This window comes from Halomonas sp. hl-4 (genome assembly GCF_900215475.1).
GTDB lineage: Bacteria > Pseudomonadota > Gammaproteobacteria > Pseudomonadales > Halomonadaceae > Vreelandella.
This window is the reverse complement of sequence record NZ_LT907845.1, coordinates 486,887-513,103: the sequence shown is the minus strand read 5'-3', so window position 1 is coordinate 513,103 and position 26,217 is coordinate 486,887. Positions and strand designations below refer to the sequence as shown.

At 54.7% G+C, this 26,217-nt stretch carries 23 protein-coding genes; 13 read left to right on the top strand and 10 right to left on the bottom strand.

Features of this window, described 5'->3' with window-relative positions:
• Positions 1-44: 44 nt before the first annotated feature.
• The 7 genes from rpsA to CPH17_RS02545 form a co-directional block, all read right to left on the bottom strand.
• Positions 45-1,721, bottom strand: coding sequence for a 30S ribosomal protein S1 (rpsA, locus tag CPH17_RS02575; RefSeq protein ID WP_074396460.1), 1,677 nt, complete (start codon positions 1,719-1,721; stop codon positions 45-47).
• 184 nt (positions 1,722-1,905) lie between these two features.
• Positions 1,906-2,595 carry a (d)CMP kinase gene (cmk, locus tag CPH17_RS02570; RefSeq protein ID WP_074396461.1) on the bottom strand — a complete coding sequence of 230 codons (690 nt, stop codon included), beginning with the start codon at positions 2,593-2,595 and terminating at the stop codon, positions 1,906-1,908.
• The gene (locus tag CPH17_RS02565) at positions 2,592-4,865 is read right to left on the bottom strand and encodes a bifunctional prephenate dehydrogenase/3-phosphoshikimate 1-carboxyvinyltransferase (RefSeq protein ID WP_074396462.1); all 2,274 of its coding nucleotides are present in this window, start codon (positions 4,863-4,865) and stop codon (positions 2,592-2,594) included. The genes cmk and CPH17_RS02565 overlap by 4 nt, the downstream gene beginning before the upstream one ends.
• Positions 4,862-5,953 carry a prephenate dehydratase gene (gene pheA / locus CPH17_RS02560; protein ID WP_074396463.1) on the bottom strand — a complete coding sequence of 364 codons (1,092 nt, stop codon included), beginning with the start codon at positions 5,951-5,953 and terminating at the stop codon, positions 4,862-4,864. Before pheA ends, CPH17_RS02565 begins: the two co-directional genes overlap by 4 nt.
• Positions 5,954-5,958: 5 nt before the next feature.
• Positions 5,959-7,062: a 3-phosphoserine/phosphohydroxythreonine transaminase gene (gene serC, locus CPH17_RS02555; RefSeq protein ID WP_074396464.1), complete on the bottom strand. Its 1,104-nt coding sequence runs from the start codon at positions 7,060-7,062 to the stop codon at positions 5,959-5,961.
• Positions 7,046-9,736 carry a DNA gyrase subunit A gene (gene gyrA / locus CPH17_RS02550; protein ID WP_096298200.1) on the bottom strand — a complete coding sequence of 897 codons (2,691 nt, stop codon included), beginning with the start codon at positions 9,734-9,736 and terminating at the stop codon, positions 7,046-7,048. Before gyrA ends, serC begins: the two co-directional genes overlap by 17 nt.
• Positions 9,737-9,888: 152 nt before the next feature.
• The gene (locus CPH17_RS02545; protein WP_096300880.1) at positions 9,889-10,326 is read right to left on the bottom strand and encodes an acyl-CoA thioesterase; all 438 of its coding nucleotides are present in this window, start codon (positions 10,324-10,326) and stop codon (positions 9,889-9,891) included.
• 180 nt (positions 10,327-10,506) lie between these two features.
• Between CPH17_RS02545 and CPH17_RS02540 the strand changes: the two genes are divergently transcribed.
• The 13 genes from CPH17_RS02540 to CPH17_RS02480 all read left to right on the top strand — a co-directional run bounded on the left by CPH17_RS02540 (position 10,507) and on the right by CPH17_RS02480 (position 23,854).
• Entirely contained in the window at positions 10,507-11,436 is a 930-nt protein-coding gene (locus tag CPH17_RS02540; protein WP_096298198.1) for a recombination-associated protein RdgC, read from the top strand.
• A gap of 72 nt (positions 11,437-11,508) precedes the next feature.
• Positions 11,509-12,690, top strand: a complete 1,182-nt coding sequence (locus CPH17_RS02535) for a 1-acyl-sn-glycerol-3-phosphate acyltransferase (RefSeq protein WP_096298196.1) — start codon at positions 11,509-11,511, stop codon at positions 12,688-12,690.
• Between the two features lie 99 nt (positions 12,691-12,789).
• On the top strand, positions 12,790-13,071 hold the full coding sequence (locus tag CPH17_RS02530) for a hypothetical protein (protein WP_074396468.1): 282 nt from the start codon (positions 12,790-12,792) through the stop codon (positions 13,069-13,071).
• A gap of 84 nt (positions 13,072-13,155) precedes the next feature.
• Entirely contained in the window at positions 13,156-15,192 is a 2,037-nt protein-coding gene (gene metG, locus CPH17_RS02525) for a methionine--tRNA ligase (RefSeq protein WP_074396469.1), read from the top strand.
• Between the two features lie 93 nt (positions 15,193-15,285).
• Positions 15,286-16,887: a sensor domain-containing diguanylate cyclase gene (locus CPH17_RS02520; RefSeq protein ID WP_096298194.1), complete on the top strand. Its 1,602-nt coding sequence runs from the start codon at positions 15,286-15,288 to the stop codon at positions 16,885-16,887.
• A complete protein-coding gene (gene rsxA / locus CPH17_RS02515; RefSeq protein ID WP_074396471.1) occupies positions 16,884-17,465 on the top strand; it encodes an electron transport complex subunit RsxA in 582 nt (193 codons plus the stop codon). The genes CPH17_RS02520 and rsxA overlap by 4 nt, the downstream gene beginning before the upstream one ends.
• Positions 17,466-17,472: 7 nt before the next feature.
• The gene (rsxB, locus tag CPH17_RS02510; RefSeq protein ID WP_096298192.1) at positions 17,473-18,081 is read left to right on the top strand and encodes an electron transport complex subunit RsxB; all 609 of its coding nucleotides are present in this window, start codon (positions 17,473-17,475) and stop codon (positions 18,079-18,081) included.
• Entirely contained in the window at positions 18,065-19,720 is a 1,656-nt protein-coding gene (gene rsxC / locus CPH17_RS02505) for an electron transport complex subunit RsxC (protein ID WP_096298190.1), read from the top strand. Before rsxB ends, rsxC begins: the two co-directional genes overlap by 17 nt.
• The gene (locus tag CPH17_RS02500) at positions 19,717-20,757 is read left to right on the top strand and encodes an RnfABCDGE type electron transport complex subunit D (protein ID WP_096298188.1); all 1,041 of its coding nucleotides are present in this window, start codon (positions 19,717-19,719) and stop codon (positions 20,755-20,757) included. The genes rsxC and CPH17_RS02500 overlap by 4 nt, the downstream gene beginning before the upstream one ends.
• A complete protein-coding gene (locus CPH17_RS02495; protein ID WP_074396475.1) occupies positions 20,754-21,374 on the top strand; it encodes an RnfABCDGE type electron transport complex subunit G in 621 nt (206 codons plus the stop codon). Before CPH17_RS02500 ends, CPH17_RS02495 begins: the two co-directional genes overlap by 4 nt.
• The gene (locus CPH17_RS02490) at positions 21,371-22,072 is read left to right on the top strand and encodes an electron transport complex subunit E (RefSeq protein WP_074396476.1); all 702 of its coding nucleotides are present in this window, start codon (positions 21,371-21,373) and stop codon (positions 22,070-22,072) included. The genes CPH17_RS02495 and CPH17_RS02490 overlap by 4 nt, the downstream gene beginning before the upstream one ends.
• A gap of 14 nt (positions 22,073-22,086) precedes the next feature.
• Positions 22,087-22,725, top strand: coding sequence for an endonuclease III (gene nth / locus CPH17_RS02485; RefSeq protein ID WP_096298186.1), 639 nt, complete (start codon positions 22,087-22,089; stop codon positions 22,723-22,725).
• Positions 22,726-22,759: 34 nt separating this feature from the next.
• A complete protein-coding gene (locus tag CPH17_RS02480) occupies positions 22,760-23,854 on the top strand; it encodes a carboxysome shell carbonic anhydrase domain-containg protein (RefSeq protein ID WP_096298184.1) in 1,095 nt (364 codons plus the stop codon).
• Here the strand turns inward: CPH17_RS02480 and CPH17_RS02475 are convergent.
• The 3 genes from CPH17_RS02475 to CPH17_RS02465 are packed head-to-tail and all read right to left on the bottom strand — an operon-like array spanning position 23,818 to position 26,217.
• Positions 23,818-24,885 (bottom strand): tRNA-queuosine alpha-mannosyltransferase domain-containing protein, encoded by a 1,068-nt coding sequence (locus CPH17_RS02475; protein ID WP_096298182.1) that lies wholly within the window; start codon positions 24,883-24,885, stop codon positions 23,818-23,820. The genes CPH17_RS02480 and CPH17_RS02475 overlap by 37 nt on opposite strands.
• Positions 24,885-25,892, bottom strand: coding sequence for an ArsA family ATPase (locus tag CPH17_RS02470; RefSeq protein ID WP_096298180.1), 1,008 nt, complete (start codon positions 25,890-25,892; stop codon positions 24,885-24,887). The genes CPH17_RS02475 and CPH17_RS02470 overlap by 1 nt, the downstream gene beginning before the upstream one ends.
• 25 nt (positions 25,893-25,917) lie before the next feature.
• Entirely contained in the window at positions 25,918-26,217 is a 300-nt protein-coding gene (locus CPH17_RS02465) for a cory-CC-star protein (protein WP_074396481.1), read from the bottom strand.

The following is a 26,217-nucleotide window of genomic DNA, read 5'->3' as shown; positions in this document are numbered from 1 at the left end:
CGCCTTAAAGGCGGCGCTCTTACAAAGCCATGACTAATGCGTCATTAGTCTTGACCCATCTGCTGCTTAATCAAGTCACCGATAGTGGTGGCGCCACCTGTTTCCGGCTCTTGCTCACGTATTTTCTTAAGGTTCTGACGCGTGTCGTCTTGCTCTTTCGCTTTTACTGAAAGATTAATCTGACGGCTCTTACGGTCAACGCTTACAATGCGCGCTTCAACACTGTCACCTTCGTTGAGCACGTTACGTGCATCTTCAACGCGATCAGCGGCGATTTCAGATGCCTTAAGAACGGCTACCACATCAGTGGCCAGCTCGACATGAGCTTCTTTAGCATCCACTTCAACTACACGGCCCGTGACGATACTACCTTTGTCGTTAACCGACAGGTACTCGGCAACCGGATCGGAATCCATTTGCTTAATACCTAAGGAGATACGCTCGCGCTCAGGGTCGATAGACAGAATAACCGCTTCAGCTTCGTCGCCTTTCTTGAAGTTACGAACCGCTTCTTCGCCAGTATCTGTCCAGGAAATATCCGACAAGTGAACCAGCCCGTCGATACCGCCTTCCAGGCCGATAAAGATACCGAAGTCAGTGATTGACTTGATGGTACCTGATACACGGTCGCCTTTGTTGTACTCGGCATTGAACGTTTCCCACGGGTTCGCAGTGCACTGCTTAATACCCAGAGAAATACGACGACGCTCTTCGTCGATATCCAATACCATGACGTCAACATCATCGCCCACTTGCACTACTTTGGACGGATGAATGTTTTTGTTGGTCCAATCCATTTCAGAAACGTGAACCAAACCTTCAACGCCTTCTTCCAGTTCAGCAAAGCAGCCGTAGTCGGTCAGATTAGTGACCACTGCGTGCACTTTGGTACCTTCTGGGTAACGGTCTTTAATGTTAACCCACGGATCTTCGCCCAACTGCTTAAGACCCAGCGAAACGCGGTTGCGCTCACGGTCAAACTTAAGCACTTTCACGTTGACTTCGTCGCCTACGGCCACGATTTCAGACGGATGCTTGATACGCTTCCACGCCATATCAGTGATGTGCAGCAAGCCATCAACACCGCCCAGATCAACGAAGGCACCGTAATCGGTCAGGTTCTTAACGATACCTTTGATTTGCTGACCTTCCTGGAGTGTCGCCAGCAGCGCTTCACGTTCAGCGCTATTTTCTGCTTCCAGAACCGCACGGCGTGAAACCACGACGTTATTGCGCTTCGGATCGAGTTTAATGACTTTAAAGTCCAACTCTTTATTTTCCAGGTGCGCGGTATCGCGAACCGGACGAACGTCAACCAGAGAGCCTGGCAAGAAGGCACGGATAGAGTCGACGTCGACAGTGAAGCCGCCTTTGACCTTACCGTTGATCACGCCTTTGACAACTTCATCTTTCTCGAAGGCGGCTTCCAGAATCTTCCAAGCTTCTGCGCGCTTGGCTTTTTCACGGGACAGACGCGTTTCACCAAAGCCATCTTCAACAGCTTCAAGTGCAACGTGCACATCGTCACCGATGGCAATGTTCAGTTCGCCATTCTCGTCACGGAACTGAGACGCGGGAATCTGACCTTCCGATTTTAGACCGGCGTTAACGGTAACCCAGTCACCGTCAATATCGACAACTTGGGCCGCAACGATAGCGCCCGGCTCCATGTTAATGTCGTTAAGAGACTGTTCAAACAGTTCAGCAAAGCTTTCGCTCATGGTGTTCCTACGTGATCAACGTTGTTGAGGCATAAATGCCTTCTCCGTACCACCAGCGAGTACGGGCCTAATGTCACTCTGCTTTTGGGGGTGTTAGCGCTGGTTAGACCTGACCGGGCTCACCGATGTGAGTATTGCGCCCTGCCATGTCGTGACACCTATCCAAAAACGCCGCAAGGGAGAGTCAAATGCCGGATGCTAAGCCATGCTGGGAAAGCAACTCGGTCAATTGATCAACCACTTCCGGTATGCTCAGGCACGTGGTATCAAGCGTAATGGCATCATCTGCCGGCTTGAGTGGAGCCACGTTGCGCTGCATATCGCGTGCATCGCGCGCCTGAATCTCCTTTAGAAGACTCGAAAGACTAGCATCCACGCCCGCTTCCTGCAACTGCTGATGGCGACGGCGGGCCCGCTCGGAGGCCGATGCAGTCAAGAATATTTTTAAGGAAGCGTTAGGAAAAACGATCGTTCCCATATCGCGGCCATCCGCCACTAGTCCAGGTGCTTGGCAAAAGTTGCGCTGGCGTTGCAATAGCGCCTGACGAACTTTGGGCAGCGCGGCCACCTGAGAGGCGCGCTCACCAGCCTCTTCAGTACGAATCACGCGGCTAACATCCTCTCCTTCCAAAAGCGTCCGCGCCTGACCATCATCAACTGGAAAGGCGACATCCAGTGATTGCGCCAATGTTGCCAGGGCATCTTCATCATCAAGCGCAACCTGATGCTTAACAGCCGCCTGCGCGGTTAAGCGATACAGAGCACCACTATCTAATAGATGCCATTTCAAACGGTCAGCCACCAGCCCGCTAATGGTGCCTTTACCCGCACCACCGGGACCATCAATCGTCAACACAGGGAACTGCTCGGTCATACGCCCTCCGCTGAAAGCGTCATGCCCACGCGTGTGGCCAGAGGGACAAAATCAGGGAACGAGGTGGCGACATTAGCGCAGTCGTCGATCACGATATCGTCACTTGCCCGTAGCGCCGCAATGGCAAAGGCCATCGCGATACGGTGATCACCAAGGCTATTGATCCGACCACCGCCGTAACTGGGTGTTTGATCATTGCCATTGCCAATGATATCGATGCCGTCAGCAACCACTGTGTTTTCAACGCCCAAAATAGTGAGTCCATCGGCCATTGCCTGGATGCGGTCAGACTCTTTAACCCGTAACTCTTCTGCTCCGCGCAGCCGGGTGGTGCCTGTGGCATTCGCGGCGGCAATAAACAACGCAGGAAATTCGTCAATCGCTAGTGGCACTTGGTCTACGGGGATATCAATGCCGGTGAGGGGCGAGTAGCGAATGCGAATATCCGCAACGGGCTCACCCCCCACTTCGCGCTGGTTTTCAAGCGCTAAGTTTGCACCCATTAAGGTGAGAATATTGATCACACCAATGCGGGTCGGGTTAATGCCGACGTGCTCAAGCGTTATGTCAGACCCCGGCGTAATAGCAGCAGCGACCAAGAAGAATGTCGCCGATGAAATATCCGACGGCACATCAATCGGGCCTGCTGTCAGCTTACCGCCGCCCTGCAGCCAGCAGGTGTCGCCTTCGCGCGATACTGCATAGCCAAAGCCATTAAGCATGCGCTCAGTGTGGTCGCGAGTAGGCGCGGGTTCTCGAACGCGGGTTTCACCCTCGGCGTATAATCCAGCTAATAATAAGCAGGACTTCACCTGGGCACTGGCCATGGGCATATCGTAATAAATGCCCTTCAGAACGGCGCCGCCGGTAATCTTCAAGGGCGGCCGTCCGCCTTCTGCGGTATCGATCGTTGCCCCCATCAATCGCAGCGGGTCGGCAACGCGTGCCATCGGGCGCTTGTTCAACGACTCATCGCCTGTCAGTTCGGTATTAAAGGCCTGACCAGCCAATAAACCCGCAAACAAACGCATCGCCGTGCCTGAGTTGCCTACATAAAGCGGCCCGGAAGGCGCTTTTAGCCCCTGCATACCAACGCCATGGATAGTAACGCGTCCCTGGTGAGGGCCCTCAATGGCCACGCCCATTTCCCGAAACGCTTGAAGAGTCGCGAGGCTATCTTCACCCTCTAGAAACCCCGTGACATCAGTGACACCCTCAGCAAGCGCGCCAAGCATAATGGAGCGGTGCGACATGGATTTGTCACCGGGTACACGTAGGCGACCTTGCGCCTGACCGCCTGGCCGCACCCGGTAAGTCACCTTACCTTGTGGTTGCATATGATATTCCGCCTGGTAAGTGGTTTTATTCAATAACGTATCAAAATAATGGCGTGCGTGACTGGCCCGATCAAATGTCGCGATCAGGGCATCACTATCGCCACGCTCAACGGCATCCCGCAGCCGAGCGAGGCCTGCTTCAAACTCGTCCAAGGACGTTAGCACTGCCTGGCGATTGGCAATAAAAATATCTCGCCACATCACCGGGTCGCTACCGGCAATACGGGTAAAATCACGAAAGCCACCGGCGGCATAACGGAAAATATCCAGCCGATCATCCTGACGTGCCAGCGTATCGACCAATGAAAAAGCCAACAGGTGCGGCAAATGGCTAGTGCGTGCCAATACATGGTCGTGGTGCTCAACGCTCATCTCAAGCACTTCAGCCCCGCAGGCTTTCCAAAGCGTTCGCACACGCGCTAACGCGGCCGGGTCAACATCGGGCTCGGGAGTCAAAATCACTTTATGGTGACGATAGAGGCCTGGGTCGGCCGCCAAGACGCCGCTCTTTTCCGAGCCTGCAATGGGGTGACCCAATACCATGTTAGTGGGCACGCGGCCGAACACACGCTCAGCACAGGCCCGAATCGTCGCCTTGGTGCTACCCACATCGGTAATGACTACATTTTCGCCGGCGCGCGGTAAAGCACTGGCAAGCGCTTTCATGACCGTTTCCATTGCCAGCACCGGTACAGCCAGCACGATCAATGATGCATCAACCACTTGATCGCCAAGCTCGGTTCCACCGCTGTCAATTATCCCCATCTCGACGCCACGCGCAATTTCATCTGGATTGGGATCGCAGCCGACTATCTGACTCTCAAAACCAGCCGAACGCAGTGCCGCTGCCAGTGAGCCACCTATCAACCCAAGACCAACGATCAATACTCGCGATTCATTAACGCCAGTCACCCCATTATCCCCTGGCGTCACAATACGCCCTGGGGGTAGGAGCCCAGCACGCGCAACTCAGCGGCACGGAGTTGGACTTCTTCCAATACGGCCGCGACACGGGGCTCGTCGCGATGACCTTTAAAGTCGATAAAAAAGACGTAGTTCCACGCACCGGTACGCGACGGACGCGTCTCCAGGCGGGTCATATCAATTTGATGGCGATGAAACGGCTCAAGCAGATCATGAAGCGCGCCTGGCTGGTTGCGCATAGCAACCACAATCGACGTTTTATCCTCTCCCGACATGGGAATATCTTGGTTGCCGATAATTAAAAACCGTGTGGAGTTATCCGGACGGTCTTCGATTTTTTCTGCCACGGGCTCCAAGTTATACAGTTTTGCCGCCATATCACCGGCAATCGCCGCGCTGTGCCATTCGGTTTTCACCAGTTTTGCCGCTTCGGCATTGGAGGAAACCGGCACTCGCTCAGCGTGTGGAAAGTGCGCGTCAAGCCACTTGCGGCACTGGGCAAAGGACTGGGGGTGAGAGTATATACGCGAGACTTTATCGCGGCGGGTGGTTTCACTAACCAACAAGTGGTGATGAATACGCAACACCACTTCACCGCAAATCCGAATGGAAGATTCCATAAAGGTATCGAGGGTGTGGTTCACTACGCCTTCGGTGGAGTTCTCAACCGGCACGACACCGTAGTTAACAGCACCGGCTTCTACCTCACGAAATACTTCATCGATAGCAGCCATGGGGAGACTAACGGCACTTTCACCAAAGTGCTTTAACGCCGCCTGCTGAGTGAAGGTGCCTTCAGGCCCCAGATACGACACCTTGATGGGCTTTTCCAGTGCCAGGCAGGCCGACATAATCTCGCGGAACAGCCGCGCCATTTCTTCAGAATCAAGCGGGCCTTTGTTCAAAGACATAATGCGGCGCAGCACCTGGGCTTCGCGCTCAGGGCGATAAAACACCGCACCTTCGTCCTCGGCAAGCTTGACATGCGCGACCTGCTGAGCGCAGTCGGCACGCTCACTAATCAAACGCAGGATATCGTCATCCAGCTGGTCAATACGCTGGCGCAACGCGTCCAGATTGATCGGCGTATCGGACATGGTGATTAGCCCCTTCGTTGTTCGAAATCTGCCATGAAGGCAATCAATGCGTCCACGGCTTCCTCGGGCACGGCGTTATATAGGCTGGCGCGCATGCCGCCAACGCTGCGATGGCCTTTCAGATTCAGTAGCCCGGCCTCATCTGCCTCTTTTAAAAACAGCTGATCCAGCTTAGCGTCCGCCAAAACGAAGGGCACGTTCATGCGTGAACGGTTATGAACCGCAATCGGGTTGCTATACAAATCACTGGCGTCGATAGCAGCATAAAGCTTTTGGGCTTTGCGTTGGTTAATCGCATCCATCGCTTTAAGGCCACCAACGTCTTCTTTAAGCCACTGGAAAACCAACCCCGCCAAATACCAAGCATAGGTAGGCGGTGTATTGACCATAGACCCCGCTTCGGCAAGAAGCTGATAGTCGAACAGCGAAGGAATGGTGGGCTTAGCCTTACCCAATAAATCATCACGCACCAAGACTAGCGTTAACCCTGCCGGGCCAATGTTTTTCTGCGCGCCCGCATAAATCACGCCGAACTCACTGACATCCAGCGGCCCGGAAAGAATGCTAGAGGACATATCACACACCAGCGGAACAGCGCTGCCATCACTGCGCTGCACCCTTGGGGTGTAATCAAACTCAAGGCCGCCAATCGTTTCATTAGCGGTATAGTGAAGGTACGCCGCATCATGGCTGACATTCAGCGACTGGGCCGCTGGCACGGCGGTATGGCCGCTGGCCTCGCTACTGGCGGCCACATGACAATCGAAGCCGAGCCGCTTGGCCTCGTTGAGCGCTTTTTTACCCCAAATACCGGTTTGTATAAAGTTGCCACAGCCTCCTGGCCCCAATAGATTCATTGGCAGCATTGCGAACTGCAGACTGGCGCCGCCTTGCAGAAACAGCACTTTATAGTTGCTGGGAATATCCAGCAACTGGCGCAAATCGGCTTCAGCTCGTTCGGCAATCGCAACAAACTCGTCGCTACGGTGACTCATCTCCATCACCGATAAACCACGCCCCTGGTAATCGAGCAGTTCATCACGGGCCCGCGCCAACACCGCCTCAGGCAGTGCCGCCGGTCCCGCGCAAAAATTATAACGACGTGTCATCGGCTCCGTCATCCTGTGCGTCATTATCATTGGCGTCGTCTGTCTCCGCCTCTTCGAGCGCTTCAAACTCTGCCTCTTCCGGCTCATCGACGCGCACGGTCTTGACCAGCTTCTCTTCTTTACCGAGGCGGATCAGCATGACCCCCTGGGTATTGCGCGATGTGATCGAGACTTCTTCCACCCGCGTGCGGACCAACGTGCCGCGATCGGTAATCAGCATCATTTCGTCGCTGTCGTAAATCTGCATGGCGGCCACCAGCGAACCATTACGCTCGCTGGTCTGCATGGCGATCACGCCCTGGCCACCGCGGCCGCGCAGCGGGAACGCTTCCAGCCGGGTGCGCTTGCCATAACCGTTTTCACTGGCAGTGAGAATATAGATATTGCCGCCCTCGGACGGGCTTTCGACATCGCCGTCGGTGGCGTCGTCTTCGCCGTCGATCTGCTGCGTCTTGGGGATGATCAGGCTGATCACTTCAGCGTTATCCGTCAGACGCATCCCACGCACACCGCGGGCCGTGCGCCCCATGGCGCGAACGTTACCTTCCTCGAAGCGGATCGCCTTGCCGTTGGACGACAGCAGCATTGCATGATCAGACCCCGAGGTAATCGCGGCGCCCACCAGACGATCGCCCTCTTCAAGGTCGATCGCAATCAGGCCAACACTGCGCGGACGCGAGAATTGCTCCAAGCTGGTTCGTTTAACCGTTCCCTGGGCAGTGGCAAAGAAGATGTAGTGTTCAGGATCATAATCGCGTACGGGCAGAATCGCGTTGACCGCCTCGCCTTCCTCGAGCGGCAGCATATTGACCAGCGGCTTGCCACGCGAGCCGCGGCTGGCGTTGGGCATTTCGTAGACTTTGAGCCAGTACACCTTGCCGCGGTTGGAGAACAGCAGCACGGTGTCATGGGTCGACGCCACTAGCAGGTGCTCGATGACGTCTTCATCTTTCATCGCCGTAGCAGACTTACCACGACCACCGCGACGCTGGGCCTGGTAATCGGAAAGCGGTTGCGTTTTGGCATAGCCTGAGCGCGAGACCGTTACCACCATGTCTTCTTCGGCAATCAAGTCTTCCATCGACAGGTCAAGGTGACTGGCCTGAATTTCGGTGCGACGGTCGTTGCCGAACTGATCACGCACCGCGTGCAGCTCTTCACGAATCACTTCCATCAGACGGTCTGGCGAGGCAAGAATCTCTGTCAACTCGGCTATTTTTTCCAAGATGGAGAGATATTCATCAAGCAGCTTCTCGGTTTCAAGGCCGGTAAGACGATGCAGGCGAAGCTCCAGGATCGCCTGAGCCTGCGCTGGCGACAACCGGTACTCAGTAGCGCTGGGGTTTAGGCCAAAGCCTTCTTCAAGCTCTTCTGGCTTGCACGACGTTGCACCGGCTCTCTCCAGCATGGCGGTCACTTGGCCGGGCTGCCATGTCTTGGCGAGCAGCTTCTCACGCGCTTCTGCCGCATTGGGCGAGGCTTTGATGAGCTCAATGACTTTATCAATATTGGAGATGGCGACGGCCAAACCTTCCAAGATATGACCACGCTCACGGGCTTTTTTCAGTTCAAACAGCGTACGCCGAGTCACCACTTCGCGCCGGTGGCGGATAAACGCTTCGAGCATTTCTTTCAGGTTCAACGTGCGAGGCTGGCCATTTTCAAGGGCCACCATGTTGATACCAAAGACGTTTTGTAGCTGTGTTTGAGCGAAGAGGTTATTCACCACGACGTCGCCGGACTCGCCGCGTTTAATTTCAATAACCACGCGCAGCCCGTCTTTATCGGACTCATCGCGCAGTTCGGCGATGCCCTCTATCTTCTTCTCTTTGACCAATTCGGCGATCTTTTCGATCAAACGCGCCTTGTTCACCTGATAAGGCAGTTCGGTAATGATGATGTGATCGCGGCCGGTTTTATCGTGGTGCTCGATGGTGTGGCAAGCGCGCACATAAATGCGTCCCCGCCCGGTACGATAAGCTGACAGAATACCCGCGCGGCCATTGATAATAGCGCCTGTGGGGAAATCCGGGCCGGGGATATACTCCATCAAATCATCCACCGACAGCGTATAGTCATCAATCAGAGCCAGGCAGCCATCAATCACCTCGCGCATATTATGCGGCGGGATGTTGGTGGCCATGCCCACAGCGATACCCGATGACCCATTAATCAACAGATTGGGAACTTTTGTGGGCAGCACCTCAGGAATACGCTCGGTACCGTCGTAATTGTCTACCCAGTCGACGGTATCTTTTTCAAGATCGGCGAGCAGCTCATGGGCCAGGCGCGACATACGCACTTCGGTATAACGCATGGCCGCTGCATTATCGCCATCGATCGAACCGAAGTTACCCTGGCCGTCGACCAGCACGTGGCGCATTGAGAAATGCTGCGCCATGCGAACGATGGTGTCATAGACCGCACTATCGCCGTGCGGGTGGTATTTACCGATAACGTCACCGACGACACGCGCCGACTTCTTATACGGTTTATTCCAGTCATTGCTCAGCTCATGCATGGCAAACAGCACACGCCGATGAACAGGCTTCAGGCCGTCACGCACATCAGGTAGCGCGCGGCCGATAATGACACTCATCGCATAGTCGAGATACGACTGTTTGAGCTCGTCTTCAATATTGACGGGCAAGATTTCTCTGGCGATGTCACCCATGAAAGTCAGATCCTTTGCACTGCATTGGCACTGCGAGAGTTGAAAGCGCTTATAAAAACGGCCTTAAAGGCACGGCAAAGCGGCGCCCAAATACTGCCCCATCATACCACTGCATTGGCACCAAGGGCAGCCGGTCACATCGTCAAGACGTTTCAATCGGCAAATACCGCCTTCTCTACTGTTAAAGCCTCAAGCGTCTGGCGGACATTGCCGTCAATAGCGCTAGCCTTGTTGGCCCGCACGTCCAGCAACACAAAGGTGAGATCCGCTTGGGCCACTAAACGGCCATTCTGTTGGCGAATCTGGTGATGGCATATCGCACTACGCTCGCCCACATCGACAATCCCCGTCATGATCACCAAGTCGTCGCCTTGAACGGCGGCGGCACGGTAATCAATATTCAAATTAACCACGACAAATGCCCGACCGGCATCGTGCAATTCTTTCATGAGCGCGGGATGTGCATCGAAAAACGCCCAGCGCCCTTCTTCCATAAATTCCAAGTAACGCGCATTGTTAACGTGCCCATAGCCATCCAAATGATACCCACGTACACGGAGATGAGTACGCGATACTAAGTCAGCCGACATAAATCCTCCCAGGGTGTATACGTTATTGATAATGGCCGCTAACCAACTTGACTGAGCCAGCGCCATCCCCAATCAAACATAAGTTTGAAACACTCGCAATATTCAACCTCTTGGTGACGGTGCTGGTAGGAAAGCGCTGCTTTCGACATAATGTGCCACCTTTTAAACAGGACAGGCGACATGTGGTTCAAACACCTGCACTTATATCGCGTACATAGCGCCCCGGCGCTAGACCAATCGGCCCTGAACGACGCGCTGGATGCGCACGCGGCGGCGCCCTTAGGCAATGCCGATGCGCGGCGTCTTGGTTGGACGGCACCTGCCGGGCGGCTCGGTAGTGGTCAGCGGCTGCATGAAATCCAAGGCCATCGTCTGCTGTCGGCGCTACGCCAAGAACGCTTGCTACCCGCTTCTGTCGTTAAAGAGGAAGTCGACGAGCAGGTGGCCAATATTGAAGCAAGCGAAGGCCGCAAAGTAACCCGCAAAGAGAAAACCGCTCTTAAAGAACAAGTCACTGAGGACCTGCTGCCTCGCGCCTTTGTTCGCAGCCAAAAAATTGATTTATGGTGGGATACGGGCCGCCAACTCATCGGCATTAATGCCAGTTCGCGCACACGGGCGGAAGACATTCTAGACCTGCTACGCGAATCCCTGGGCACCTTGAGTGTCACGCCGTTAGCTTCTCAGACGCTGCCCATGCGTGCCATGACGACTTGGCTAGGCGACCCCACAAGCCGCCCCGCCGACCTTCAGCTTGGCGATCAGGTAGAATTAAAAGCCAAAGGCGACGATGGCGTGCTCCGCGCGCGGCAGGTTGACCTGGACAGCGACGAAATCCAACAGCTATTAGAGAGTGGGCGCCAAGCGAGTAAACTCGCTTTACATATCGAAGGTCGCCTAAGCTTGGTATTACACGAAGACTTAGCGCTTAAGTCGCTGCGTTTTGGCGACGCACTAATAGAAGAGGCCGACCAAACCGATGATGGCGACGATGCGTTGGCCCGGTTAGAAACCGACTTTATTTTGATGGCGAACGCCCTGTCTGAGGATATCGCTCGCCTAATGGAATGGCTTGGCGGTGAGACACAACGGGAACCTTCAGCCCCTTGAGCACTCTGTCTGACAGTTCCGATTTTCTGCTGCCCACACAATTGATTTTATTATTGAAATCCTACGGATCGCATGACACATCACAATAACGCTTCAACTACCTCGACGACATCAGACCCTTGGGCGGATATTCGCCCTTACATGGATCATGAAGTAGCCAACGTGCTTGCCAAGCTTTCACGGGATAACGAGCTGCTTGATGCGCTTACCCGCTTCCGGCTGCCCCGCTTAGCCCGTTGGGCTCCACCGCTGGCACGAGCCATTGCCAGCCACGCGGTGCGCCGGGAGGTTAAGGACGTCACTAGCGTGCGCGAATTTCAGATGCGCATCGCAAGTTACATGGTGCGCATGATTCGCACGACCACTGATGCCTTTGAGGTCGAGGGGTTAGATAAGCTCGACGCTGATAGCGCCTATTTATTTATAGGTAATCACCGGGATATTTCGCTTGACCCAGCCTTCGTCAACTACGCCCTCTATCAAGCAAACCGGGATACCGTGCGCATTGCGATTGGCGACAACTTATTGAAAAAGCCTTATGTCACCGATCTAATGCGGCTGAACAAAAGCTTCATTGTACCCCGTAGCGTACGTGGAAAGCGGGCCATGCTGGCCGCTTATCAGCAACTCTCAGCCTATATCCGCCACTCGATCACCGAGGATCAGCACTCGATTTGGATGGCACAGCGGGAAGGTCGAGCCAAAAACGGTATTGACCGGACTGACCCTGCCATTATCAAGATGCTGACTATCGCCAGCCGCACCAGCAACCGTGACGTACTGTTCGGCGAAGCGATTGCCGAGCTTAAGCTCGTGCCGGTCTCAATCAGCTACGAGTACGACCCCTGCGATCTGCAAAAAGCCCAAGAGCTTTACGATATCGACACCAAAGGCAGCTACGCGAAAAGCGAATTCGAAGATATTCGCTCCATTGTCGCCGGCATTACCGGCACCAAGGGGCGTGTTCAACTGCGCTTTGGCTCGCCGGTTGGCGCCGACATGGCCACTCCTGACGAGGTCGCCGCTGACATAGACCGACAGGTAATTGGCGGCTACCGGCTGTTTCCCAGTCATTATCTTGCGCTTGAAGCACTGGGTGATGAGCCAGAGTTGGTGGCCCGGCGTGCCATTACCCGTGACGACCGGGAGCGCTTCAATGCACGGCTGGCCAACGTCCCTGAACAGCTACGCCCATACTGGTTGGCACAATACGCCAACCCGGTAAAACACAAAGCGGGGCGCTTAACGAGTTGAGCACACCCGCCCATGCTCGCTGTCGGAAAAAATGCTATGGTCAAAGCATTTAGTGGTCTCGGCTGACGCTCAGCTCGTCGCGATCTTAAGGAGAATCCCATGTCCGCTTCAGAAATTCAGAAAACGCGCATCATTAATGAGCTACGTGGTTTTATTCGCAAGCTGCTGCAAGATCCCAAAATTCTTGAACAATCGCTGGTCATTGCCCGCGAACAGCTTAGCGAAGGCAGCAGTCCAGCCGTTATGGCGCAAATTGCCAACCAAATATCCGATACCACTAGCGTGCATATCCCCGAAGACCCAGCTGAGCACTCAGAGGCGGATAAGCTGTTTCTGGAGCTTTTGCGCGAAGTGGTCCAAGAGGAGCAGGCGCTTTACTAGCGCGCACTGCGTCATTCCCGGCGAGGCATAAATGCCTCGCCATATATCTTTTTTGTTAATGTCTGATCGGGATTTTCGTTCATCATGTCAACTATTTCTTCGCGCCGCATTCTGGTAACCAGTGCGCTTCCTTACGCTAACGGCGCTATTCACCTGGGCCATTTGCTGGAATATATCCAAACCGATATTTGGGTGCGTTTTCAGAAAAGCCGTGGTCAGCAATGCTATTACGTATGTGCCGATGATGCGCACGGCACCGCCATAATGCTGCGTGCTGAACAAGAAGGCATTTCCCCTGAGGCATTAATTGACCGGGTCTCACGCGACCACCAAGCCGACTTTGCCCGTTTTGGCGTCGCCTTTGACAACTACCATTCCACTCATTCGGACGAAAACCGCTATTACAGCGAGTTGATCTATCAGCGTCTACGCGATAAAGGCCATATCGCCACACGCGAAATTGAACAAATGTTTGACCCACAAAAAGGGCTGTTCCTCGCCGACCGCTTTATTAAAGGCACCTGCCCTAAATGTGGCTCTGACGATCAATACGGCGATAACTGTGAGAAATGCGGCGCTACTTATACGCCGGCAGAGCTCATCAACCCGGTCTCGGCGATTTCTGGTGCCACCCCTGAAGTACGCAGTTCAACGCATTATTTCTTTAAGTTACCGGACTTTGCAGATTTTCTTCAGCGCTGGATTAACGATGGCCACGTTCAGCCGCAAATTCGCAATAAACTAATGGAGTGGTTTGAGTCAGGCTTTAACGAGTGGGATATTTCCCGCGATGCGCCTTACTTTGGCTTTGAAATACCCGACGCTCCTGGCAAATACTTTTATGTATGGCTTGATGCGCCGATTGGTTACCTGGCCAGCTTCAAAAACCTGTGCGAGCGTGAAGGCATAGATTTCGACAGCTTTTGGCAGCCAACATCTGACGCCGAGGTTTACCATTTTATCGGCAAAGATATCGTTTATTTCCACGCTCTGTTCTGGCCGGCCATGCTCCACGGCGCCGATCTGCGCACACCCACAGCGGTTAACTGTCATGGTTTCTTGACTGTGGACGGTGCCAAGATGTCGAAGTCCCGAGGCACCTTTATTAAAGCCGCCACCTACGCCGACCACCTCAACCCTGAATATTTGCGTTACTACTTTGCCGCCAAGCTAACCTCCAAGGTCGACGACCTTGACCTGAACCTTGAAGACTTTGCCGCAAGAGTAAACTCAGACCTGGTGGGCAAAGTGGTCAATATCGCCAGCCGTTGCGCGGGCTTTGTTAAGAAACTAGGCGGCGGCCAGTTGTCGGCCCATTGCAGCGAGCCGCAAATGGTCGCCCGTTTCATTAGCGCTGGTGACAGCATTGCCCAGGATTTCGAAGCTCGCGAATTCAGCCGCGCGATGCGCAGCATCATGGAATTGGCCGACGAGGCGAACACCTACATCGCTGAAAAAGAGCCCTGGGTGCTGGCCAAGCAGGAAGGACGCGATGCCGATGTGCTGGATATCTGCTCGGTAGGCATTAATTTGTTCCGCCAACTAATGGTATACCTCGCCCCGGTGGTTCCCAGCATGGCCGAGCAGGCGCGGGTGTTCTTGAACGTCGATACGCTAAACTGGGAGAGTCGCCAAGATGTTCTGGTCGATCATGCCATTAATAAATTCAACCCCCTCATGCAGCGCATCGAGCGCGACAAGATTGACGCCATGATTGAGGCCTCAAAGGAGGATCTGGTGGAAGAGCAAAAGCTTAAGGAATCACCCAAAGGCCCTTTGACTGAAAACCCAATCGCGCCCGAAATCAGCTTCGATGAGTTTGCCAAGGTCGACCTGCGCATTGCCCGCATTGCCAAGGCGCAATACGTTGAGGGTGCCGATAAGCTGCTTCAACTAACGCTTGATCTAGGTGGCGAAACCCGCAATGTATTTTCGGGCATCCGTTCGGCCTACGCTCCAGAAGCGCTTGAAGGACGTTTAACGGTGATGGTCGCCAACCTTGCACCGCGTAAAATGCGCTTTGGTGTATCGGAAGGCATGGTCCTCGCCTCGGCCAATCAAGACGGCATTTATCTGCTTTCCCCGGATTCCGGCGCTGAACCGGGTCAACGGGTAACATAATCAGGTAAACTTTAATTTAGGGGCAAGGCAAGCTGCCTTAGCCCCTTTTTTATGCGTTTATATTGGCAAGTTCAACACGGCTGAGCTCACTATATGCAACATCGCTTCTCACGCTCACTGCGATTTCGTTTTTTTGCTGCTCTTGGTGGTTTACTTGTCTGTGCAATAGCCGCGCTGGCAGCCCTCAGCGCATGGATTATATTTCCAGTATTACAAGCTGAAGAGCGAGCAATGGTGAAACGCGAACTGGACCGTGTTGAACGTAGCTTTCAACTTGATCAGCAGCAATTACAGTCCCAGGTTCGCGACTGGGCTCATTGGGATGACACCTATCAATTTGTTCAAGGCGATTATCCACGCTATTCAGAGGTCAACTTTAGCCAAGAAATGTTTGAGGACATGCGCTATACACTGATGGCGTTTTTCACAACCACCGGCGATGTGCACTTTTTGGCGGGTATTAACCCTGTCACCGGCAATTATCAAACGTGTACGACACCCAATGATGAATGTGCCTGGATGACGTCTTTTGTAAAAACCATGCAAGCCGCCATCGCGGAGGATCGCTCAGAGAGCACGGCTATCTACGCTGATCATAATGCTGCACTCATGGCTTCAACCCCCATTTTACGTACCGACAAAAGTGGTGATTCAGTTGGCTGGCTATTCAAAGTTCGTTCTTTAGACGATGAATGGATAAGCTACATGGAAGATTATACGGGCCTGCCTATTTCGCTTACTCTCAGCAACGAGAAAGCGCCCGGCAGCGATGATTTCCACTTCTCGGACAATACAGTATTTGCCGAACGCTACTTCCCTGCTTATGGCTCGGCCAACTCCCCTTCATTAGCGTTAGGCATAGACCTCAATCGCACCAGCTACTTAACCAGTTTAACCACCTTCCGCTATGTACTGGTGTGGACTGCAGTCCTAATGATCATGGTTATCGCCCTGGTGCTACTCTTGCTTGAAAAAATTGTGCTTAAGCCACTGCGTTTATTAACTCAATTTACCCAGCAAATAGGTATGACCGAGTCACAAACTGATTGGCTTACCAAGCGGGATGACGAAATAGGTTTGTTATCGCGTGCGTTTCAGGAACAGTTTGCCCATCAGCAACAGCTCAATGATGAACTGCTGAAGCTGTCCACTCATGACGCACTGACTGGGCTGCCGAACAGGAGACTCTTTGACCAGCGTCTTGATGCCGCCTTTAGCGAAGTCGACGGCACTTCAGACTTGCTTGCGGTGATGATGCTCGATATTGATCACTTCAAACTCTACAACGACCACTACGGGCACCCTGAAGGGGACATCTGCCTGCAGCGTCTTGCCGAAGTTATGCATAATGTCGCGCAGGCGCGGGGCTTTTTTATTGCCAGAACAGGGGGAGAAGAATTCTGCGCTATCCTGCCCCACACGTCGCCCGGTTCTGCCAAACATATTGGCGAACAGCTCTCATTAGCGGTAGATCGATTGCAGATCCCTCATGCAACATCGCCAGTGAAGCCTTTTGTCACGATAAGCGCGGGCATTGCCATGCTGCAGGACCCTAAATCCCAGTCACCGAGTGAGGTCGTCAGCTGCGCCGATCAGGCACTCTACCTTGCCAAGGAAGCTGGTCGACATCAGGTGGTATTATTCAGACCACCGCTAGCCAGCGGCGTGATTTCTGAGCACAATACGCCGCCATGAGTGAGCTTTTCGTTATTCTGATAAGCACCGCGCTGGTCAACAATTTTGTGCTGGTACAGTTTCTTGGCTTATGCCCATTTATGGGCGTTTCCAATAAACTAGAGTCAGCCATGGGCATGTCGCTGGCCACAACCTTTGTGCTTACGCTTGCCTCGGCCGCCAGCTTTGTGGTGTACCACGGGCTGTTGGTACCTTTAGACATTACCTATTTACGCACCATCAGTTTTATCGTGGTGATTGCCGCCGTGGTTCAGTTCACCGACATCATGGTGCGCCAGCTAAGTCCATTACTGCACCGTGTACTGGGGATTTTTCTACCCCTGATTACCACCAACTGCGCGGTACTTGGCGTTGCACTGTTATCGCTGAATCGCGATCTGGGCTTTTTTGCCACCACCCTTTATGGGCTGGGAGCGGCGATTGGGTTTTCATTGGTGCTGGTGCTGTTTGCCGCCATGCGCGAACGCTTGGCAACGGCGGATATACCGACCCCTTTCAAAGGTGCCGCTATCGCGATGATCACGGCCAGCTTGATGTCACTTGCCTTTATGGGCTTTTCTGGCTTGGTCCAAGGATAATGTGTCAATGAGCGAAACATTTTCGATGCTTGGCCTGCTGAGCGCCGTCGGTGTGCTCACCGCTTTGGGCGTGGGGTTTGGGGCCTTGCTGGGCGCTGTCAACGAGCGTTTCAAAGGCGACGAGTCCTCGCTCGTTGAAAACATTGACGCTTTGCTTCCCCAGACGCAATGCGGACAATGCGGTTATCCCGGGTGCCGTCCCTACGCCGAGGCCATCAACCAGGGGGATGCTATCAACAAGTGTCCGCCTGGTGGTGAAGCCACTATTATCGCCCTCGCCGACCTGCTAGGTCGAACGCCTGAACCTCTGGATGGCGAAGCCCCTGGTGAACCATTGGTCGCGTTTATCCGCGAGGATGAGTGCATTGGATGCACCAAATGTATCCAGGCGTGCCCGGTCGACGCAATCATTGGCGCGGCCAAACAAATGCATACCGTTATTGAGGATGAATGTACGGGGTGTGATCTTTGCCTTGAACCCTGCCCGGTAGATTGCATCGATATGCTGCCACCCAGCACGCCGCTCAACCAATGGCAGCCAGTTACCCAACCGCCGCACGTTATTGCCAGCGATCGTCCTCATTCAGTGGAGATGCCTTATGGCTCGCACGTTTGAGTTTCATGGCGGTATCTATCCGCCCGAACGCAAACAGCGCTCTTTAGTGCCAGTGCGTCATGCGACATTGCCCTCTCGGGTCGTGCTGCGATTGGATCAACATACCGGACGCCCTGCCCTGGCTACCGTCGCCGTGGGCGAAAGGGTCAGCGTCGGCACGCCTATCGCCAGGCGCGATGGCATGATTTCAGCTGACCTACATGCCAGCATCAGCGGTACCGTTTCGCATATGGATGCCAAGGCCATCACCATCGACAGTGACGGTTACGATACCTGGGAGCGTTTAGCCCCGCTTGAATGGCCCACCGCCAGCGCTGAGCAACTATTGGCGCGTCTGGAGCAAAGCGGTGTGGTAGGGCTTGGCGGAGGGGGCTTTCCTACCCACATCAAGGCCCGGGTGGGTGAACGCCAGCGTATTGATACCTTGGTGGTCAACGCCGCCGAGTGCGAACCCTATATCACCACCGATGACCTTACCCTGCAGCACTTTGCGCTGGAGGTGCTCGAAGGTGCACAACTCATAGCCTCTCTTTGCAGCGCGAAGCACATTATAGTGGGCATCGAAGATAACAAACCTGATGCCATTCACGCCCTAAGGCAGGCTATTGGGGTCAGCCATCCGCTACCTATCACGCTGTCTGTGATGACCACACGCTACCCCAGCGGTGGCGAGCGTCAATTGATTAAAACGCTGCTTAACCGGGACGTGCCCAATCAAGGCCTGCCAGTGGATGTCGGTGTGCTCTGCCATAACCCCGGCACCTTGTTAGCGGCGCTGCGTGCGGTTCGCGATGGCGAACCGCTGGTGGAGCGGCTGGTGACTCTAACCGGCGAAGCCATCAGCGACCCCGGTAACCGTTGGGTGCGTATCGGCACGCCGATAGTCACTTTGCTTGATGAGGCGGGCCTGAATCGCTCAGTACTTCACCAACTGATTGAAGGCGGCCCGATGATGGGTACGCCGCTGCCTGATCTTGGCGCCTCGGTGACCAAAGCAACAAACTGCTTAATTGCCGCCACGTGGGAAGAACTGCCACCTGCGCCACCTGAAACGCCTTGTATCCGCTGCGGGGCGTGTGAAGACGTCTGTCCCGCTAACTTGCTGCCACAACAGTTGCACTGGTATGCGCGTGCGAATGACGATGACAAGCTGGCTCACTACCGGCTGTTCGACTGCATTGAATGCAATGCCTGTAGCTACGTATGCCCAAGCCATATTCCCTTAGTCGCCGACTACCGTAGTGCTAAAACCCGGCTTCGCCACCAGCAGTTGGAAACCGCCAAAGCTGAACACGCCAAACATCGCTTTGAATGGCGCCAAGCGCGGCTCGCCCGTGAAGAAGCGCAAAAGCAGGCACGCCGCCAGGCACGCCTTGCGAAGCAACGGCCACCTCAAGCCCACGATTCCCAAGCCTCCTCTCCCCAAGCCGACCTGAGGAGTTTACGGATCGCGCAAACGGCGGCCAAAGCCGCCGTAAGGAAAGCCGAAAAAAATCTGGCGAGAGCGGCACAGCAAGACCCTCAACAAGCCCATGATGACCTTGAGACACAACTGGCCACCGCGCAGGAAAATTTGCACGCAGCTGAGGCACGCCTCGCCGAGGCTCGAGAAGCGGACGCCCCCCAAGAGATCCCATAAGTATGCTGCATGCGTCCCAGATCAATGATCGACCCCACCTGAGCAACATGCCTAGTACCGGAGGCATTATGCGCTGGGTGCTGATTGCCACGCTGCCCGGCCTTATCACCATGACGTTTTTTTTCGGCCTGGGAGTGATCAGCAATGTGGTGCTGGCCGCTGCTTTTGGCCTGGGCTTTGAAGCGCTTATCTTATGGCTGCGCAAGCGCCCGCTGCGCCCAGCACTTAACGATGCCAGCGCGCTGCTCACTGGCGTATTGTTGGGCGCATCGTTACCGCCGGCAAGCCCCTGGTGGCTTATTGGCATCGGCATGGTCGCCGCTATTATCGTTGCTAAGCAGCTTTATGGCGGACTAGGTAATAACCCATTTAACCCGGCAATGGTCGGCTATGCACTGCTACTGGTGTCGTTTCCCACCTATATGACCCTATGGCCGACTCCCCAGCCGCTATGGCCTGATATGTTATGGGGTCAAATCATGGGCAATGTCTCGGTCGACCAGATTGATAGTTTAAGCGGCGCCACACCGCTTGATGCCTTTAAGCACAAAGGCGAGGGGGTATCAGCCAGCCAATTTTGGGCCAGTCAACCACTGCCAAGCGGCACCCTAAATGCTTGGCAATGGGTCAGCTTTGCTTGGCTTGCGGGCGGCGTACTCTTGCTGGCCAAGCGCATCATCACCTGGCATATACCCTTGACGATGCTAGCCAGCATGATGGCCTTTGCCTCGCTGCTGTACTTGTTTGATCCGGAGTACTTCGCCTCGCCTTGGCTGCACCTGCTCACCGGTGCCACGCTCTTCGGCGCATTTTTCATTGCCACCGACCCCGTTTCTGCTGCCACCAGCCAACGCGGAAAACTGATCTACGGCGCAGGCATCGGCGCGCTTGTCATGCTGATTCGTACCTGGGGCGGGTATCCCGATGCAATTGCGTTTGCAGTGCTACTCATGAACCTGTGTGTTCCGCTACTAGATCTATACACCGTGCCTCGCCCAACTGGCCTGAAAAAAACGACATCTAAGGAGCAGCCATGACCCCCCTCAATGCCATGCAGCAGGGCGCGCTGGTACTGGGGCTCTTTGCACTGATCACCGCGGGCAGCGTCGCCACGCTTCGTGGCTTGACCGCTGAACGCATCGATACGCATCAACAAGCCTACCAGCAGCGCCAACACCAGGCTGTACTACCTGATCCATTAAAGAACGCCCAGGTGAGTTCTATCTCGTTACCCAATGCGTCACAACTTGGCTTCCTCGACGGTGCAACCGGTTGGCAGGTAGATAACGACACCCAACGCGCCCTCGTCTTGCCGGTTGTAACGCAGCGCGGCTATAACGGTGAAATACGACTGTTAGTGGGCATTGATGATCAGCAGCGCATCAGCGGCGTACGCGTGACCCATCATCAGGAGACACCGGGTCTAGGCGACGATATCGAGCGGCGGCGTAGCGATTGGATCACTCAATTCGATGGCTTAACATTAGATTCACTACCGTCCGAGGGTTGGGGCGTTACTCAAGACGGCGGGCAGTTTGATGCGTTCACTGGCGCCACCATTACGCCCCGCGCGGTAGTCGATGCGGTTCATAGCGCCCTGCAATACGCCACCAGCACCCCTTTACTTGGGGAAAACAAGGAGTCCCAGCCATGAGCCCGCTAAGTCAACTTACCCGCGAAGGGCTATGGTCAAATAACCCGGCGCTGGTACAACTATTGGGGCTGTGCCCGTTGCTAGCCGTAAGTGCTAGCGTGGTCAACGCGCTTGGGCTTGCCATGGCTACGCTGGTCGTGATGGTCGGCGCAAGCACCACCGTATCGCTGATTCGTCACCAGGTACCGAGTGCCGTTCGCCTGCCTGCCTTTGTCATGATTATCGCTGCGTTTGTCACCTGTACCGAATTGCTCATGGCCGCTTATGCCTACCCCCTCTACCAAGTTCTGGGGATTTTTATTCCGTTAATTGTTACCAACTGCGCAATTTTGGGCCGCGCAGAAGCCTTCGCCTCTCGCCAGCCGGTTTTACCTTCCGCCATTGATGGCTTGATGATGGGCCTCGGCTTCGGCGCCGTTTTAGTTGTACTAGGAGCACTGCGGGAATTATTGGGCCAGGGCACTCTGTTCAGAGAAATGTCGCTATTGCTGGGGCCCGTGGCCGAAGGATGGCAACTGACGCTTATAGACGACTATCAGTTTTTGTTTTTTATTCTGCCCCCCGGCGCATTTTTTGTAGTGGGCCTATTGATCGCGCTAAAAAACGTTGTTGATCAACGCCATAAAGCGTTTACTGAACCTAAGACCGTCACACCCCGTGAGCAACGCCGGGTCCGCGTCACCGGTACGATTAAATAACCCAGAGAGTTACCATGAATGCCCAAAAGCGTCATGAAATTTTTGCCCGACTGAAAGCCGAAAACCCACACCCAACGACCGAGCTTAATTGGCGTACGCCTTTCGAACTGCTCGCCGCCGTGCTGCTCTCCGCCCAGGCGACCGATGTGGGCGTGAATAAGGCGACTGCCCGCCTTTTCCCCGTAGCTAACACGCCCCAGGGCATTATCGATTTGGGCATTGATGGGTTAAAAACACATATCAAAACCATCGGCTTGTACAACACTAAAGCCGAAAACCTGATGAAGACCTGCCACATATTGGTTGAACACCACGGCGGTGAAGTACCTCAAACCCGCGCCGCATTGGAGGCCCTCCCTGGGGTTGGCCGAAAAACGGCTAACGTGATTTTGAATACCGCGTTTGGCCAGCCGACCATGGCCGTGGATACGCACATTTTCCGCGTGGCCAACCGAACGGGCATTGCCAAAGGCAAAAACGTCGTCGAGGTGGAACAAAAGCTGTTACGTCACGTCCCCAAGGCTTTCCTGCAGGATGCCCACCACTGGCTTATTCTACACGGCCGTTATACGTGCATCGCCCGTAAGCCGCGATGCGGCAGCTGCATTATTGAAGATTTATGCGACTATAAAGAAAAAACCGAGATCGCCTAAACGGGTAACTGATTGCGCCAGGGGAAAACCATTCATGCCAACGCCTGCCTCACTGCTGCATGACCAACCTATCGAACAGCGAATTGACGCGCTGTTTGATTTATCGCGCCAGCACGCGGCGCATTTTTGTAGCCCCGACGCAGAATTGGCCAGACGGCATTACCTTGCCAAGCACCCCACCTCTATCCTGGTAATGAAGTGCATGGATGGCCGTATCCATATACCCCATGCCACACGCACCCCTCTCGGCATCATCACGCCCTTTCGCAATCTCGGCGGGATTTTCGACCTTGGCTGGCCCTATTTAGGAGAGCTACTCACTGAAGCCGTCATTGATGCAGCTACGCAGGGCCGGGGCACCTTGCTACTCATCACCTATCACTTTTCCCATGGCAGCAAAGCCCGTGGTTGCGCCGGATTTAATTGCGATACACAAGCTGCCAGGGCGCATGCCTACGCGATTTCCAAGCAAGCCGAGCACTTATTTGGCCGTGAACGGCAACAAGTTTATCCGCTTGTTTGTGGCTTTGAGACCGACAGCGATGCGTTGATTGTTCACGGTCAGCACGGGGCAACGCTTGATACTCGCGAATGTATTGGCCACTCACCGGCACAGCTCAGTACTGCCCTTCAGGCGACTTGCCCGGATATGCCTACCGAGATGCGCCGCGACTTGCTTCCCTTATTGACCGGCAACCTCGCTCACGTCAACGAACTTCAAGGCACTCAGCGGGAACTGGATATCGAGCATCGTGAATGGGTGATCTGCATTGGCCGAGGCTTTGATTTCTTGCACCTACCCAACACCGCGCTGATTATTGGCCCCTACGGGCCTGATTTAGCGAAGCCAATTGGCACTGCAGCGTCTATTATTGATGCCAACCGTCAGGCAGGACGCATCCCCGATGATGGTTTCTTATTGCTTGCCTCCACCCCTTATCAGCACAGCGGCGTTGACCGCGCGCGTGCCGAACTTAAATCACGGTTTTTATCAGAGTTTGCCGAACAGGTGATTCGCCGCGAGCATCCGAATTTGGCGGCTTCCATGCGGCGTCGCACAGCCGTGGTGCACTGGCCGACGCGTCGTCTTGATCAGTTAACCACGGCGTCTGCCAGCAACGCCGAATAAGCTACCCGCCAAGCGGACCACTCCCAATCAGCGCTGTTCAGTGGTGGGGGTTGAGCCGATGGCGTGGTCAACCAACGGTTTAAGTGATCGTAAAGCCCTCGACGCGTGCCATCGTAGCGATAGACATCCGGATATAGCTCAGGAAAACACAGGCGATCAGGCACCAGCGGTAGCACGCCGCGCTGGGCGGCTTCCATAATCGCCAAGCCTTGAAATTCGTGCCAGGTCGTCGACACCACGATTCCCGCTTTATCGAGTTCCGTTTGGTAGCGCTCTTGAGGCTGAGGCCCCCAAGTAACGATATGCCTTGCCAGACGTTGCTTCGCCTCAGCAAAGATTGGCGGCACATGGCGAAAGTGCTGCCCAACCACTGCCAGCTCGAAAACCACACCCTGATCGCTTAGCTCATACAGCACTGCAAAAAAGTCCTCGGGGTTCTTGTCATACTCCCACCGGTGGTTCCATAGGATGCGCTGGGGGTTGCGTTGCTGTTGACGCTCGTCTTCGAGTGGCATAATGGGGACAGGCAGTACCTTGGCGCGTTTACGCAGCGCCTCAAGCGGCTTTACTGCCGGCACATTCTCGGGCATTTTTTTCAAGAAAGCGCGCGCACCATCGACAAATGAATCGCGGTTATAAGCGGTATTAAACACTACCGTGTCCGCCGCTAATGCCGCATAAAGGTTTACCATTTGAGCTTCTACCTGAGGCCGCTGCTCTCCCGACGCGGGGTAGGCAAACTGGTTTTCATGGAAGTAAACAATCTTGCGTGCTTGCCCAAGCGAAGGGAACAAGCCGGCCAAGGTGGCTAAATCCACCATTGAGGTCGCAAGCACCACATCATACTGCTGGCTGAGTGTCTCATGCTCTTTCCACAGCCAGGTTAATGGGTTACCCCGAATACGCCAACTAAAATGGCGAGCGGGTAAGCGCAACTGAGTCCATGCCACACCATCGACGTGCTGCATCACACTGTCGGCCCAGTAGCGATGACTTACGGCATCGTAGGCGGATAGAAGCAATGCCCGCATTAAAAGCCCTGCTGTTCAAGCTGGGCGGCTAACGCCTCCAGAGCCTCTATCCCCTGTACATCAGTAGGCTGCCACTCAAGCTTAGGCCGCGGTAAGCGAGCAAATAGTTCATCAATGCGGGTCAAATAGTGCGCTTCTTGCTCTCGTCGGGAGGCGAGAAAAGTACCGTCTGCTTGATGGGGAATTACTCGGTTAATAAGTGTCCCCGCGACCGGTATATCGGCGTCTTCCAGGGCGCGCACCGCACGATCGGTTTCAAGAATCGGCAGTCGCTCCGGTGTCATGACAAACAGAAAACTACAGGCGTCAACCTCCTCAATACGGCGTCTCGCTTGATGAAACAAACGCCGACGATTGATCAGCGTTTTAGCCACATCGCGTGTACGCTCGTCCAAATCATCCAACGGATCTTCCGTGGGGTCATCAAACGGTGTGGCCACATCGCGGCCGCGCTTGGGGGTTAAATGATCCAATACCTTGCCCAGCTCAGCCGATTTTCGGTTATGAGCCAAAAGCCCATCTGTCCACGCTGCCATGGCTTCTGGAAGCGTGAGCAACCTTAACGTATGGCCCGTAGGCGCGGTGTCGAAAATAATTAAATCGTAGGGCGCGTCGTCATCGATCATCAAGCGCGCCAAACGCTCTAACAAGGCGGCTTCCTGCGTGCCTGGCGACTGCCGGGTAAGGCGCATCTGGCGTTCTAGCTCTTGCATCATCTCGGGCGCCGCATAGCGGCGCATTTGCTGCGTGACGCGCTGGAGGTGCGCCTCGACTTCCACATCGGGGTCAATTTCCATCGCGTCAAGGTTAGCTAATAGGCGCCGCGGTGCATCGCCAAGGGTACGATCAAACACATCGCCAAGGCTGTGCGCCGGATCCGTCGACACTACTAACACGCGTTTACCGCGCCCGGCGGCCAGCACAGCGAGCGATGCGGCGACAGTGGTTTTACCGACCCCGCCTTTCCCGCCTACCCACAGCAGGCGTCGATTGAGTAAAGCTTGCATTCATGACTCTCTAGATGACGTGAACTCAGCAACAACGAAAATGATCCAGCGGAGAGCGCTCCATACCCATGCGCTTATGCCAGTCATGGAAGCGTTCTAACAACAACGGTTGAAGCTCAAGCGTGTAGTATGAGGCGGGATTCTGTAACCCCATCATCTCGGAAAATACCAACAGCATAAACAGGTCGTCTTCGTCGCGGCGCGCCCGGGCGATGGCACCTCGATAACGCGCGCTGTATACCTCTTCAGTGAAGAAACGGGCTTGGTCTAACCAAGCCCGTAATCCGCTGCGACGTGACGACCCATGTTTGGGTTCGTCGGTCAT

Bases quoted from the DNA above. Each gene is read 5' to 3' on its own strand.
- nth (WP_096298186.1), top strand. From the start codon at position 22,087: ATGAATGCCCAAAAGCGTCATGAAATTTTTGCCCGACTGAAAGCCGAA.
- rpsA (WP_074396460.1), bottom strand. From the start codon at position 1,721: ATGAGCGAAAGCTTTGCTGAACTGTTTGAACAGTCTCTTAACGACATT.
- CPH17_RS02470 (WP_096298180.1), bottom strand. From the start codon at position 25,892: ATGCAAGCTTTACTCAATCGACGCCTGCTGTGGGTAGGCGGGAAAGGC.
- CPH17_RS02530 (WP_074396468.1), top strand. From the start codon at position 12,790: ATGTCCGCTTCAGAAATTCAGAAAACGCGCATCATTAATGAGCTACGT.
- serC (WP_074396464.1), bottom strand. From the start codon at position 7,062: ATGACACGTCGTTATAATTTTTGCGCGGGACCGGCGGCACTGCCTGAG.
- CPH17_RS02540 (WP_096298198.1), top strand. From the start codon at position 10,507: ATGTGGTTCAAACACCTGCACTTATATCGCGTACATAGCGCCCCGGCG.
- CPH17_RS02545 (WP_096300880.1), bottom strand. From the start codon at position 10,326: ATGTCGGCTGACTTAGTATCGCGTACTCATCTCCGTGTACGTGGGTAT.
- CPH17_RS02490 (WP_074396476.1), top strand. From the start codon at position 21,371: ATGAGCCCGCTAAGTCAACTTACCCGCGAAGGGCTATGGTCAAATAAC.
- pheA (WP_074396463.1), bottom strand. From the start codon at position 5,953: ATGTCCGATACGCCGATCAATCTGGACGCGTTGCGCCAGCGTATTGAC.
- CPH17_RS02520 (WP_096298194.1), top strand. From the start codon at position 15,286: ATGCAACATCGCTTCTCACGCTCACTGCGATTTCGTTTTTTTGCTGCT.
- CPH17_RS02465 (WP_074396481.1), bottom strand. From the start codon at position 26,217: ATGACCGACGAACCCAAACATGGGTCGTCACGTCGCAGCGGATTACGG.
- rsxA (WP_074396471.1), top strand. From the start codon at position 16,884: ATGAGTGAGCTTTTCGTTATTCTGATAAGCACCGCGCTGGTCAACAAT.
- CPH17_RS02475 (WP_096298182.1), bottom strand. From the start codon at position 24,885: ATGCGGGCATTGCTTCTATCCGCCTACGATGCCGTAAGTCATCGCTAC.
- CPH17_RS02535 (WP_096298196.1), top strand. From the start codon at position 11,509: ATGACACATCACAATAACGCTTCAACTACCTCGACGACATCAGACCCT.
- gyrA (WP_096298200.1), bottom strand. From the start codon at position 9,736: ATGGGTGACATCGCCAGAGAAATCTTGCCCGTCAATATTGAAGACGAG.
- metG (WP_074396469.1), top strand. From the start codon at position 13,156: ATGTCAACTATTTCTTCGCGCCGCATTCTGGTAACCAGTGCGCTTCCT.
- CPH17_RS02480 (WP_096298184.1), top strand. From the start codon at position 22,760: ATGCCAACGCCTGCCTCACTGCTGCATGACCAACCTATCGAACAGCGA.
- rsxB (WP_096298192.1), top strand. From the start codon at position 17,473: ATGAGCGAAACATTTTCGATGCTTGGCCTGCTGAGCGCCGTCGGTGTG.
- cmk (WP_074396461.1), bottom strand. From the start codon at position 2,595: ATGACCGAGCAGTTCCCTGTGTTGACGATTGATGGTCCCGGTGGTGCG.
- rsxC (WP_096298190.1), top strand. From the start codon at position 18,065: ATGGCTCGCACGTTTGAGTTTCATGGCGGTATCTATCCGCCCGAACGC.
- CPH17_RS02495 (WP_074396475.1), top strand. From the start codon at position 20,754: ATGACCCCCCTCAATGCCATGCAGCAGGGCGCGCTGGTACTGGGGCTC.